We start from the raw sequence: 12,456 nt of genomic DNA on the forward strand, positions 1-12,456 counted from the left end.
AGTCAGACCCCAAGCGCACCGCGCAACATCGGCAACAGCGCCGCCGCGACAATCCCGACCAGCGCCGCCACCGTGAACCGTTGCCACAGGGACGGCAACCGAGGCGACATAGCCCCCAACCCGCCACACACAAGCGCGTAGAACGCCATCGCCGTTACATCCATACCGTGTGCTCCTTGTCGACCTCACGGCAGATTAGCACAGATCCCGCGCTCAACCCAAAGCTTCAACTGCGCTTGCAAGCACCCGCAGCCCAGTCACCAGATCGGCCTCAGCCGTATCCTCGCCGAACGCATGGCTGATCCCACCAATCGAAGGTACAAACAACATCGCCACTGGCATCAACTTCGACACGTTGGTCGCATCATGCAATGCACCCGACGGCATCCTGCGCCAACGCCCCGGCACATCCGTTTCGGCGGCCTGTTCCAACGCCCCGCGCAAACGGGCATCCATTTCCACCGGCTCAAGCCCAAGCATCGGTCCAAACCTCAGATCAAACCCACCGGAAACCGCCACCTCTTCAGCCGCTTCACGAATGATGGCCTCCATCCGCCCCAAGCGGTCTGCATCACCATCGCGCCACTGCATCGAAAACGTGACTTTCCCCGGAACGATCGACGATGCGTTGGGATGCAGCGTCACATGTCCGATGGTCCAGACAGTGCTTGGCGTGACAACATTAGCGAACCTATCGCCGATCAGCGCATTAAAGCGCGACAAGGCCTGAAACGCATCGCGCCGTCCCTGCATCGGCGTGGTGCCCGCATGGTTCTGCTCGCCCTTCAACGTGATCTTCATGTCGCGAATGCCGACAATGGCGTCGACCACACCAATCGCCTCGCCTTCGCGGTCCAGCACAGGCCCCTGCTCGATATGCATCTCAAGGAATCCAGTGAACCGCGCGGGATCGACAAACTCGTCCGACCGCCCCGGCATCACCGCCCGCGCCTCGGCAAAAGACACACCGTCCCGGTCGGTCAACCCATCGGCTTTCTCTAAGGACAGGTTCCCGGACCAGACCGCCGATCCAGTGGTCACCCCGAACCGGCCTTCCTCATCCTGAAACGACACGACAGACAAAGGCGGCCCTTCGGCTTCGACCGAGGCGCGCGCCACTTCCAGCGCTGCGATCACACCCAGCGCACCGTCAAGCCAACCGCCTTCGGGCTGGCTGTCCGTGTGAGAACCCAAGAGCAAAGACCGCCCCTCAGCCAAGCCAAAGACCGACCCAACCGGATCGACATGTACCGACAAGCCCGCCTCGCGCATCCGCCCCGCCAACCATTCCTGCGCCGCAATATCCGGATCAGAGTACGCCGGTCGCACAACGCCTTTGCGGACACCAGCGGCGCCAAAGCTCCGCAATGTGTGCAGGTCAGCCAAGAAACGGTCCGCGTTCACAGGCAACATGACCCTGTCCCTTCTTCTTTTTCCAAATATGCAAATGAGACCGTGGCACATGCGACAGTGCTGTCAAATGCGTCGCCTCACCAAACGCAGATCGGCCACGGGGTGCAAGTCCGTGGCCGAGAAAACCTGCGCGCGCCAGCGCTCAATAAAACCTATTCAGCCGCCACCGCGCCTGCATCCGCCGCTTCAACCCGCACCGCCGAGAACTTGAATTCGGGGATCTTGCCGTAGGGGTCCAGCGCCGAATTGGTCAGGATGTTCGCGGCAGCCTCAACATAGGCAAAGGGCAGAAACACCATGTCGGGTGCCACAGCCCGGTCCGCCCGTGCCATGACGACAACCGATCCCCGCTTGGTCGTCAGGCGCACATGCCCGCCCGGCTCGACCCCCATCTTGCGCAGTGTGCTGGGATGCAACGAACAGTTCGCCTCGGGCTCGACCGCATCCAAAACAGCCGACCGTCGTGTCATCGACCCGGTGTGCCAATGCTCCAACTGCCGCCCTGTCGTCAGAATCATTGGATATTCCGCATCTGGTACATCGTCGGGCGCAATGACAGACGCAGGCGTGAACCGCGCGCGTCCCTGCGGGCGGGGGAAACCATCGCCGAACACAATCGGCTGACCCGGGTCTTCCGGCGACAGAGACGGGTAGGTCACCGCGTTTTCGCGCGACAGCCGGTCCCAAGTGATATTCTCCAGCGACCGCATGTTCAGCTTCATTTCGGCAAACACATCCGCCGGGCTGTCATATTTCCAGTCCATGCCGCAACGCCGCGCGAGTTCCGTTGTGATGGCCCAATCCTCGCGCGCCTCGCCCGGGGGTGTCACGGCAGGACGGCCCATCTGCACCTGACGGTTGGTGTTGGTCACGGTGCCCGACTTCTCGGCAAAGGCCGAAGCCGGCAGGATCACGTCGGCATAGTTGGCGGTCTCGGTCAGGAAGATGTCCTGCACCACCAGCATGTCCAGCTTGGCCAGCGCATCGCGGGCATGTTCCACGTCCGGGTCCGACATGGCCGGATTTTCGCCCAGAATATACATGGCCTTGATGTGGCCCTCATGCACTGCATCCATGATTTCGGTTACGGTCAGACCTTTCTGGTTCGAGAAATCCTCTGATCCCCAAACTTCGGTAAAGGCAGACCGCACTCCGTCATCCATCACCGACTGGTAATCTGGCAGGAACATCGGAATAAGCCCCGCATCAGACGCGCCCTGCACGTTGTTCTGCCCCCGCAGTGGGTGCAGACCTGCACCAGGACGCCCGACATGCCCGGTCATCAGTGCAAGCGAAATCAGACAGCGCGAATTGTCTGTGCCGTGGATGTGCTGGCTAACGCCCATGCCCCAGAAAATCATCCCCGCCTTGGCGGTTGCGAAATCGCGGGCAACCGCGCGAAGGGTCTCGGCGTCGATGCCGCAGATGTCAGCCATCTTCTCGGGCGAGAAATCCGCCAGATGAGCCTTCTCGGCCTCCCAGTTCTCAGTATAGGCCTCGATATACTGACGATCGTAGAGTTCCTCTTCGACGATCACATGCATGATCGCGTTGAGCATCGAGACATCCGCGCCGGGGCGGAACTGCAGCATATGAGTCGCATGCCGCTTGAGCGCCTGACCACGCGGGTCCATCACGATCAACTTGCCACCACGCTTGGTGAACTGCTTGAAATAGGTCGCCGCCACAGGGTGGTTCTCGATCGGGTTTGCGCCGATCACGATGGCCACATCGGCATTCTCGATCTCGTTGAACGTCGCGGTCACAGCGCCTGATCCAACGTTCTCAAGCAAGGCGGCAACCGACGACGCATGACACAGCCGCGTGCAGTGATCGACGTTGTTATGGCCAAAGCCCTGTCGGATGAATTTCTGGAACAGGTACGCCTCTTCGTTCGTACATTTGGCCGATCCGAATCCAGCCACTTCACGCCCCCGGCCCTTTAGCCCCTTGGCGGCAAAGTCCAGCGCCTCGTCCCATGTCGCTTCGCGGAACACTTCCTGCCAGTTGTTCGGATCGACATTCAGCCCCTTGGCGGGCGCATCGTCACGCCGGATCAGCGGCTTGGTCAGGCGGTGCTTGTGGTGAATGTAGTCGAACCCGAACCGCCCCTTCACACAAAGACGCCCCTCATTCGCAGGCCCGTTGATCCCCTCGACATAGACAACCTTGTTGTCCTTGACCTTGAGCGAGACCTGACAACCCACACCACAGAACGGGCAAACGCTTTCGACCTCATGGTCATAATCCTTGCTGTCGCCCACCTGCGCGTCATCCAGCACGGTCGCCGGCATCAATGCCCCAGTCGGACAGGCCTGCACACATTCGCCACAGGCCACGCAAGAGGACGCCCCCATTGGATCGTCGAAATCGAAAACCGGGTAGGCATCATGGCCACGCCCCGCCATGCCAATCACGTCATTCACCTGAACCTCGCGGCAGGCGCGGACGCAGAGCCCGCATTGGATGCAGGCATCAAGGTTCACGCGCATCGCGACATGGCTGTCATCCAGCAGCGGAATGCGCTCGACCTCAAGCGTCGGTAAGCGGCTTTCCGTCACGCCAATGGCTTCGGCCATGTCCCAGAGATGCGAAGATTTATCATGCGCCGCGTCGCGTTCGGGCTGATCCGCCAGCAGCATCTCGACCACCATCTTGCGCGCCGATTTGGCCCGCGCGGAATCGGTAGTGACCACCATGCCTTCCACGGGTTCGCGAATACAGGAGGCAACAAGTGTGCGCTCGCCCGCAACCTCAACCATACAAGCACGGCAGTTGCCATCTGGGCGATATCCCGGTGCGGGCTTGTGGCACAGATGCGGGATCACCAGACCCCGGCCATTGGCAACCTCCCAGATGGTCTCACCCGGCTGGGCCTCGACCTCGTTGCCGTCCAGAGTAAAGCGGATCGTGTCAGTCATCGCGGTCTCCCTTGTCGGAGACACTCTAACCGCAATTCAGGCCTGTCGTGGATCAACAATCCCGACACCTTGACGCGGATTTGCGGCTGACCGGTTTCCGATGCGAACAATTCTCTCCCAAGGAGCGCGGGAAGCCCTTTCGAAAGGGCTTGCCCAAGCGCGTTCGAACGCGCTTCAAAACTCGGTTTCGAAACCGCGTTGCCAAGGGCTTTCGAAAGCCCTTGCCTCAGAGCGTCGCCGCCCTCTCGAACGCAGGACGGGTTCGCAACCGCCGCAGGTAATCGACCAGAGCCTCCGGTGCATCCGGGAACTTCGCGTTGCGCGCCCAACCCAGACAATGCGCCAAAACGAAATCCGGCACCGTGGGTTCATCCCCGGCCAGATAATCGCTGGTCAATTCTCCCGCGATGCGCTCAAGATTCTGCCCGAACTCCACCTTCAGGCTCTCTTTCACGTCAGGCACGCGCTGGTCCTCGGGCAGGATGAAACTGTGCCGTGCCGCTGTCCAGAGCACCGCATCCACCTCGTCCAGAAGCCGAAACGTCCACGCGTCCTGTTTGGCCCGCGCCACCGTGCCCGCCGGGTGGGTGAACGCGCCGTGCTTGTCCGCAAGATAGGTCAGGATCGCCGTCGAATCGGCTATCACGTCGTCGCCATCGACCAGCACCGGCACCTTGCCCAAAGGGCTGACCGCGCGCACTTCTTCCGACCGGGGCGCTGCGGGCACATGCTCATAAGGCACGCCCAGTTCTTCCAACAACCACAAGGGCCGGAACGCCCGCGTCGCGCGATTGCCCACAAGTTTGTACATATCCGTCCTCCCAAGACCGGGCACCTGCCCGGCCAATCCTACCTGCGCCCCAGCATCGCCAACCGGATGAACGCCCGTTCCACAATCGCAAGTGCAGGCCCGTGTTGCCCTGCCGACCGCAACGACAGGTCGGTCTCAAGCAGCATCTGCAACGCCTGTTCTAGACGGTACATGCCCCAGCCTGAGGCCTGCCGCGACATGCGGTCCCGGCGGGGCCCAAAGACCGGCGGTCGCAACCGCCCCATGCCCTGCCCGACCCCGCCCGGATCGGACGCGGCTGTGTGCAAAGCGCGGAAATGCCGGGTCGCCATGATCAGCAGCGTCACCGCCGCCGTGCCCTGCGCCTCCAGCCGCGACATCACCGGGCCGATCTCTCCGGTGCGCCCCTCGGCCACGATGTTGAGGACATCATCCAAGTCAGCTTCGGTTGATCCTGGCGCACAGAGCGTCACTTCCTCCGGAGTTAGCGGTGCTGCATCCCCCAACTTGTAAAGCGCGATTTTCTCGAGCGTCTGGCGGAAATCGCCCGGATCAAGCTCCTTCGACAACGCCGTCAACATCTCCATCGCAGCCCCGTCAGGACGGGCCAGACCAGCGCGGGTCAGTTCAGCTTCAATCTCGGCACGTGACGGCGGGTCATTATACAACGCAGCCGCATACGCATTCGAATGCCCCTCGAACAGCTTGCGCAAAGCCGATTTGGCCTGCAACTGCCCGGCGGTCACGACGATCTGCGCATCGCCCGGCTGCCAATCCTCAACCGCCGCCGTGATCGGCTTGATCACCGTGTCATTCGCGTCCTCGACAAACGCCACCCGAGGGCCCGGAAAAAACCCGACCGCCTTGATCGCATCGCCCAGAAGCGCCGGCTCCTTGCGCAACTCGGCGGCCTGAATGCGAGTCAAACGCATCTCGCCTTCGCCCTCTGGGCCGATCAGCGCTGCAATCAGTTCCTGCCGCTTCAAAGCCACCCGCATCGCGTCTTCGCCATAGATCAGGATGCCCAGTTTTGCGGGATCAGGGCGGGCGAAATAGCCCGACGCTTCGCGCGGGGGCAGCTTCATGCAGGCAGACCGCCAGCCGAGATCACCAGTCGGTCAACGATCTGATCCGCGAGAATCACCATCAATCGCGCCGCCGCATCTCGTTCGGCGGCCAAGGTCGCGACGGTCGAACCTGTGGCGGAGAAGCCAGAGAAGTCGGTCACGCGCCCTTGCCGGACCACCGCGTCGGTCTCTTTGTCCTTCAGCGCAAAATCCGCGCGGCCCGTCAGTTGGAACCGATTTGTCGTCCCTTCGACCGAAGTCGCCAACCCTTGCCTTTGAATCGTTGGCGTGACGGTCAGCACGTAGCGCCCACCGTCATTGCGCCCGAACCTGTCCTCAAGCCGCTGCGCAATCAGGAACCCGTCGCGCCGTTCCGGGGCCGCAACGCGCAGGTTGTCCTGCAACACCGACGCGCCACCTTCCGGCCCGTAGGCGGGCGTGAACCCGCAGGCCGCACCCGCGACTAGCGCGGACAGCGCGAAAAGCGTCTGGCGTCTATGCAACCACATTCACGATCCGACCCGGCACAACGATCACCTTCTTGGGGCTTGCGCCATCCAGCGCACGTTTCACACCATCGGTCGCCAGCGCCAGCTTTTCAACCTCGGCCTTGTCCATGTCCTTGGGCACGGTAATCTCGTCCCGGCGCTTGCCGTTCACCTGAATGGGCAGGGTCACGCTATCTTCGACCAGCATCGCCTCATCGGCGACCGGCCAAGGCGCATTCGCAACTAGGCCTTCACCGCCCAGCAGCGCCCAGACCTCTTCCGACAAATGCGGGGTCATGGGGGACATGAGCTGGGCCAAAGTTTTGGCCGCCTGCCGCTTGGCGTCGGATCCCGCCTTGGATTTCGACAGAGCGTTAGTGAACGCATAGAGCCGCGCAATCGACGCGTTGAAGCCAAAGCTTTCGACACCCACTGTCACATCATGGATCGCCTTGTGCATCTCACGCAGGAGCGCATCATCCTCGGCATTGGCCGCCTCGTTCGCCTCGGCCACCTCGGCCGCGATGCGGTAGACCCGGCCCAAGTGGCGTGCTGCTGCTTCGGCACCGGAGGCTGTCCATTCCACGTCCCGTTCGGGAGGCGAGTCGGACAGTACGAACCACCGCGCGGTGTCAGCGCCGTATTGCTGGATGATCGCAACAGGATCGACCACGTTGTTCTTGGACTTCGACATCTTGGCCGAGGGGATGATCTGCACCTCGGTCCCGTCTTTCAGGAATCCCTTGCCATCGCGCAGCTCTACATCTTCAGGATAGTGATAGACCGGACGGCCATCCGCACCCTTCGTCTGATAGATCGCATGCGTGACCATACCCTGCGTGAAAAGCGCGTTGAACGGCTCCTTGCAGCGTTCCCGCAGATGCCCGGTGATGTGCATCGCGCGTGCAAAGAAACGCGAATAGAGCAGGTGCAGGATCGCATGCTCGATGCCGCCGATATACTGGTCGACATTCATCCAGTAATCCGCGTCCGCCATATCCGTCGGCGTGTCCGCGCGCGGCGCGGTGAAGCGGGCAAAGTACCAAGACGAATCGACAAAGGTGTCCATCGTGTCGGTCTCGCGCTTGGCGGGCTGACCACAGGACGGGCACGGGCAATTGCGCCACGACGGGTGACGATCCAGCGGGTTGCCGGGGATCGAGAAGTCGATGGCCTTGCCGTCCTCATCATAAGGCAGCGCAATCGGCAGGTTCTCTTTCTTTTCGGGAACCACGCCGCAGGCATCGCAATGCACCACCGGAATTGGACAGCCCCAATACCGCTGACGGCTGAGGCCCCAGTCACGCAGGCGGAACTTGGTCACGCCATGGCCGACGCCGTTCTTTTCGCAAAAGTCGATGGCGGCGTCGATGGCCTCATTCCCAGTCTGCGCTTTTTCACCAGCAAACCCACGGACATAGCGCACGGTTTCTGGTTTAGGAGGCACATAGGCCGGGCCACCGTCTTCGGGCAGGATGAACGCGTCTTCGCCCATCGCAGGCACGAAGGCGCTCTGCACCGGCAGCTCATATTTCCGTGCAAAATCAAGGTCGCGCTGGTCATGCGCCGGGCATCCAAAGATAGCACCGGTGCCGTAATCCATCAGGATGAAGTTCGCCACATAAACTGGCAATTCCCACGCGGTATCAAAGGGATGACGCACACGCAGCCCAGTATCAAAGCCTTTCTTCTCGGCCTTCTCCAATGCCTCTTCGGTGGTTCCACCTTTGCGGCATTCCGCATTGAACGCGGCCAGTTCGGCGTTGTCCTTTTCCAGATGCTTGGCCAGCGGATGGTCCGGCGAAATACCGACAAACGACGCCCCCATCAGCGTGTCCGGGCGGGTGGTATACACCTCGATCCGGTCGAACCCATCCGGCGCGTCAATGGTCGAGAACGCAAACTGCAACCCGCGCGATTTGCCGATCCAGTTGGCCTGCATCAGCTTTACCTTGGCGGGCCAATCGTCCAGCGTGTCCAGCGCGTCGAGCAATTCCTCAGACATATCGGAGATCTTGAAGAACCACTGCGTCAGCTCGCGCCGTTCCACCTCGGCACCGGATCGCCAACCCTTGCCGTCGATCACCTGCTCATTGGCAAGCACGGTCATGTCGACCGGATCCCAGTTCACCACCGCGTTCTTGCGGTAGACAAGTCCCGCCTCCAGCATGTCGAGGAACAGCGCTTGCTGCTGGCCGTAATATTCAGGATCGCAGGTCGCGAACATGCGCGACCAGTCAAGCCCGAACCCCAGCGGTTTCATCTGGCTGACCATCGTGTCGATGTTGGAATAGGTCCAGTCCTTGGGGTGCCCGCCCGACGCCATCGCGGCGTTTTCGGCTGGCATTCCAAAAGCATCGAACCCCATGGGATGCAGCACGTTATGCCCGGTAGAGAGCTTGTAACGCGCGATCACGTCACCCATCGTGTAGTTACGCACATGTCCGATATGGATACGGCCCGACGGGTAAGGAAACATCTCAAGCACATAATATTTCGGCTTATCGTCCGACCGCACAGCGCGGAACGTTTCACTCTCTTCCCAGACGGCCTGCCACTTGGGTTCGATGACAGAGGGGTCGTAACGCGACATGGAATAGGTCCTTCGGGTGTGCATCTTCTGTTGGCAGGGTGATAGGCTGATGCCACAGGATCGTCCAGTCCCGCCCCCATCTGCGCCATTGTGATGCCGGATTTTTGCAGTCATACCCTGTAAAACCAAAGGCAAGACGACCTAGCAGATGAAAATACTCCTGATCCACCAGAACTTTCCCGCGCAGTTCAAGCATCTTGGCCCTGCACTGGCAGAACGCGGCGATCAGATTGTCGTCCTGACTCCCAAGGTCAAGGAAGCCACAAAATGGAAGGGCATCACCGTCCTGCCTTATGCGGTCAAGGGATCAACGACTCAGGGCATCCATCCTTGGTTGGCTGATTTCGAAACCAAGATCCTGCGTGGGACAAGCTGCTACGATGCAGCGCTTGCACTGAAAAAGCGGGGCTTTGACCCCGATGTGATCCTGGCTCATCACGGTTGGGGCGAAAGCCTGTTTCTCAAGGATGTCTGGCCCGACGCCCGGCTAGGCCTTTATTGCGAGCTGTACCACCGCTCTGGCAAGGCCGAAACCGGCTTCGATCCGGAATTTCCCAGCGCTTCGCCCGAACGCGACCCACTGCGCTTGCGACTCAAGAACATCAACAACCGCCTGCACGAAGAGGTCATGGATGCAGGTATCAGCCCGACACAGTTCCAGGCGGGCACCTTCCCCGACAGCTATCAGTCCCGCATCACAATCTGCCATGACGGCGTCGACACAGATGCGATCGTCGCGAATCCCAACGCGTCGCTTGCGCTGCCCAATGGCAAGACCGTCACCAAGCGGGACGAGGTGATCACCTTTATCAACCGCAATCTCGAACCGTACCGCGGCTATCACCGCTTCATGCGCGCGCTGCCCGAATTGCTACGCCGCCGTCCGAACGCGGACATCGTGCTGCTAGGCGGCGACGAGACCAGCTATGGTGCCCGCCCGCCCAAGGGCAAAACCTGGAAGCAAATCTTCATCGACGAAGTGCGCGGTCAGATCCCGGATGCCGATTGGGCCCGCGTGCATTTCATGGGACGAGTGCCGTATGACACATTCCTGTCGATGATCCAGGTCAGCACGGTACATGTCTATCTGACATATCCTTTTGTCCTCTCATGGTCCCTGATCGAAGCGATGAGCGCGAAATGTGCCATCATCGCGTCGGACACTGCACCGGTCCGAGAAGCGATCATTGGCGGTCAAACAGGTGTGTTGGTTGATTTCTTCGATCAGGAAAAACTGATTCAAGAAACCTGTACCCTGCTCGATGCCCCGGAACGGCGCGAATTTCTTGGTGCCAATGCCCGGCGATTCGCGCGCGAACGGTATGACCTCAAACGGACCTGCCTACCTAGACAGTTGAAGTGGGTGGACGATCTTGCTGCGGCCTATCCAGTGCGCAAACCACGGGACTGAACCCACTAGTCAGTTTGCTTTCGCAGAGTGTGTAGGCCCGTTTCTGTTCAGAACCGGCTGTCCTGCTGACGCAACTGGCGGGCCCGCGTGAGGATCGCGTCCTCAACAGCCCTTACCGTTGCTGCACTTGCCGGACCGTTGCGCGTCATCAAGGCGACGTTCAAAGACCGTGCGTCCAGCGCCGGATCATTCACAAGGATGGTCGCCCTGTAGGAACGCCCGCCGCCGGGAGGTGTCCCGTAGCCCGTTGTGATCACGCCGGTAAACGGATCAACCGACTCGACTGGCAGAAAATCGAGGGTCTCGATCGCTGCATTCCAGATGTATTTATTGACCGCACCAACCTGCCCGGCATCATCGCGGTTGCGGAAGAAATCGAACAGCGACGACTGCGCTCTGTTTGGACGACGCTCTTCAAGCACCTCATCCAGGATGTCATTGGCAGGACGTGTCTCGACCGGTTCACGGTCGGACGATCCTCCAAAGAAACCACAACCCGAAACAAACACTGCTATAAGAGCAACGCCAAAACCGGTCCTGAAACGTGTAAGGTCCATCTGAGACTGCCCTCGTTCGCCTGTTTGCCTTGTGCTTTGCATACAAGCCGATCCCAACCACGACAAGCCGAACTTGAGAGCACGGCCCGAATGCCGTGTTCTTTCAACAGGAAACTCCACTCACAAAGCTTGTGGCAAATGAGCATCACAGGTGGCGAAGTTGGCAGGCTTTGGGCCGCTTGTCTTGCAAACACGCCCATCCAAAGAGCATAGAGTTTCCAGCTAATCCGGACCATCCGGTTTGGTACGTGCCTTACGAACACATGAGGGAAAAAATGAAAACTCTTCTTCTTGCTTCCACCGCGCTGGTTGCAACCGCTGGCTTCGCCGCGGCTGATGTCAAAATCACCGGTTACGCTGAAATCGGTATTATCGGCGGCGACGTATACGCAACCGACCAGTGGCACACCGACATCGACGTCACTTTCGCCATGACCGGCGAATCCGACGGTGGTCTGGCCTTCGGTGCAACCGTTGACCTCGACGAAAACGGTGCATTCAACAACACCACCCAGGGTGGCGAAACATACTTCCTGTCTTACGGCGCTCTGCGTCTTGACATGGGCGACACCGATGGTGCGTATGACGCCGCTCTCAAAGAATTGAACCTGGCGGGAGCATCCATCGCGGATGACGAAACCGAACATGCTGGCTTCAACGGCAACTCCGGCCTCGACGGTACTTTCGACGGTCAGATCGCTCGCGTTTCCTACTCCGCAGCAGGCTTCACAGCCGGTCTGTCGGCAGAAATTGACGACACAGGCGTTGCTGACCCGGTTTGGGGTCTTGGCCTGCGTTACGCAACCGATTTCGGTGGCACAGCAATCGGTGTCGGCCTTGGTTACCAGACTCAGGAAGACGTTGCTGACCTCGTTGGCGTAAGCGTTGATGCAGCGTTTGCTGGTGGCTTCTCTGCAGCGATCAACTACGCTCAGGCAGACATCGAAGGTCAGTCTGACGATGGTACTTTCATGGGTATCGGCCTTGGCTACTCCATGAACGCACTGTCCATCGGTGTGAACTACGGTGAATACGAAGACTGGACACTGGGCTGTGGCACATGTGACGGTTACGGTATCGCTGCAACCTACGACCTGGGTGGCGGTCTTGCTGCACACCTCGGCTACGGCGCAAGCGATTTCGGTGCGACCGACTCCGACCGTTATTCGCTCGGTCTGTCGATGAGCTTCTAATAGCTCATAACCAGATTTGGTTA

At 60.2% G+C, this 12,456-nt stretch carries 10 protein-coding genes; 2 read left to right on the forward strand and 8 right to left on the reverse strand.

Annotated elements, in window-relative coordinates:
- Window positions 1-2: 2 nt before the first annotated feature.
- From ACK3EW_RS16360 to leuS, 7 genes are all read right to left on the reverse strand, one after another.
- Window positions 3-164: a hypothetical protein gene (locus ACK3EW_RS16360; protein WP_493807007.1), complete on the reverse strand. Its 162-nt coding sequence runs from the start codon at window positions 162-164 to the stop codon at window positions 3-5.
- Window positions 165-213: 49 nt separating this feature from the next.
- Window positions 214-1,413: a Zn-dependent hydrolase gene (locus tag ACK3EW_RS16365; protein ID WP_493807008.1), complete on the reverse strand. Its 1,200-nt coding sequence runs from the start codon at window positions 1,411-1,413 to the stop codon at window positions 214-216.
- Between the two features lie 152 nt (window positions 1,414-1,565).
- Window positions 1,566-4,334: a formate dehydrogenase subunit alpha gene (gene fdhF / locus ACK3EW_RS16370; protein WP_493807009.1), complete on the reverse strand. Its 2,769-nt coding sequence runs from the start codon at window positions 4,332-4,334 to the stop codon at window positions 1,566-1,568.
- Window positions 4,335-4,560: 226 nt separating this feature from the next.
- Window positions 4,561-5,145 (reverse strand): glutathione S-transferase family protein, encoded by a 585-nt coding sequence (locus tag ACK3EW_RS16375; RefSeq protein WP_493807010.1) that lies wholly within the window; start codon window positions 5,143-5,145, stop codon window positions 4,561-4,563.
- A 38-nt stretch (window positions 5,146-5,183) separates the two neighbouring features.
- The gene (gene holA / locus ACK3EW_RS16380) at window positions 5,184-6,209 is read right to left on the reverse strand and encodes a DNA polymerase III subunit delta (RefSeq protein WP_493807011.1); all 1,026 of its coding nucleotides are present in this window, start codon (window positions 6,207-6,209) and stop codon (window positions 5,184-5,186) included.
- Window positions 6,206-6,700, reverse strand: a complete 495-nt coding sequence (gene lptE / locus ACK3EW_RS16385) for an LPS assembly lipoprotein LptE (protein ID WP_493807012.1) — start codon at window positions 6,698-6,700, stop codon at window positions 6,206-6,208. The genes holA and lptE overlap by 4 nt, the downstream gene beginning before the upstream one ends.
- Window positions 6,687-9,272, reverse strand: coding sequence for a leucine--tRNA ligase (leuS, locus tag ACK3EW_RS16390; protein WP_493807013.1), 2,586 nt, complete (start codon window positions 9,270-9,272; stop codon window positions 6,687-6,689). The genes lptE and leuS overlap by 14 nt, the downstream gene beginning before the upstream one ends.
- A 148-nt stretch (window positions 9,273-9,420) precedes the next feature.
- On the opposite strand from leuS, the gene ACK3EW_RS16395 reads away from it, so the two are divergent.
- Entirely contained in the window at window positions 9,421-10,683 is a 1,263-nt protein-coding gene (locus ACK3EW_RS16395; RefSeq protein WP_493807014.1) for a glycosyltransferase family 4 protein, read from the forward strand.
- A 47-nt stretch (window positions 10,684-10,730) separates the two neighbouring features.
- Here ACK3EW_RS16395 and ACK3EW_RS16400 read toward each other — a convergent pair whose 3' ends face one another.
- Window positions 10,731-11,240, reverse strand: coding sequence for a DUF3576 domain-containing protein (locus ACK3EW_RS16400; RefSeq protein ID WP_085628414.1), 510 nt, complete (start codon window positions 11,238-11,240; stop codon window positions 10,731-10,733).
- A 275-nt stretch (window positions 11,241-11,515) separates the two neighbouring features.
- Here ACK3EW_RS16400 and ACK3EW_RS16405 point away from each other — a divergent pair, with 275 nt between their 5' ends.
- A complete protein-coding gene (locus ACK3EW_RS16405; protein ID WP_493807015.1) occupies window positions 11,516-12,433 on the forward strand; it encodes a porin in 918 nt (305 codons plus the stop codon).
- Window positions 12,434-12,456 lie beyond the last annotated feature (23 nt).

This window comes from Marivita sp. NO-S04 (assembly GCF_059070475.1).

What these genes read in the sequence shown, in the direction of transcription:
- lptE (WP_493807012.1), bottom strand. Translation starts at nt 6,700, where the DNA reads ATGTGGTTGCATAGACGCCAGACGCTTTTCGCGCTGTCCGCGCTAGTC.
- ACK3EW_RS16375 (WP_493807010.1), bottom strand. Translation starts at nt 5,145, where the DNA reads ATGTACAAACTTGTGGGCAATCGCGCGACGCGGGCGTTCCGGCCCTTG.
- fdhF (WP_493807009.1), bottom strand. Translation starts at nt 4,334, where the DNA reads ATGACTGACACGATCCGCTTTACTCTGGACGGCAACGAGGTCGAGGCC.
- ACK3EW_RS16365 (WP_493807008.1), bottom strand. Translation starts at nt 1,413, where the DNA reads ATGTTGCCTGTGAACGCGGACCGTTTCTTGGCTGACCTGCACACATTG.
- ACK3EW_RS16360 (WP_493807007.1), bottom strand. Translation starts at nt 164, where the DNA reads ATGGATGTAACGGCGATGGCGTTCTACGCGCTTGTGTGTGGCGGGTTG.
- leuS (WP_493807013.1), bottom strand. Translation starts at nt 9,272, where the DNA reads ATGTCGCGTTACGACCCCTCTGTCATCGAACCCAAGTGGCAGGCCGTC.
- ACK3EW_RS16400 (WP_085628414.1), bottom strand. Translation starts at nt 11,240, where the DNA reads ATGGACCTTACACGTTTCAGGACCGGTTTTGGCGTTGCTCTTATAGCA.
- ACK3EW_RS16395 (WP_493807014.1), top strand. Translation starts at nt 9,421, where the DNA reads ATGAAAATACTCCTGATCCACCAGAACTTTCCCGCGCAGTTCAAGCAT.
- holA (WP_493807011.1), bottom strand. Translation starts at nt 6,209, where the DNA reads ATGAAGCTGCCCCCGCGCGAAGCGTCGGGCTATTTCGCCCGCCCTGAT.
- ACK3EW_RS16405 (WP_493807015.1), top strand. Translation starts at nt 11,516, where the DNA reads ATGAAAACTCTTCTTCTTGCTTCCACCGCGCTGGTTGCAACCGCTGGC.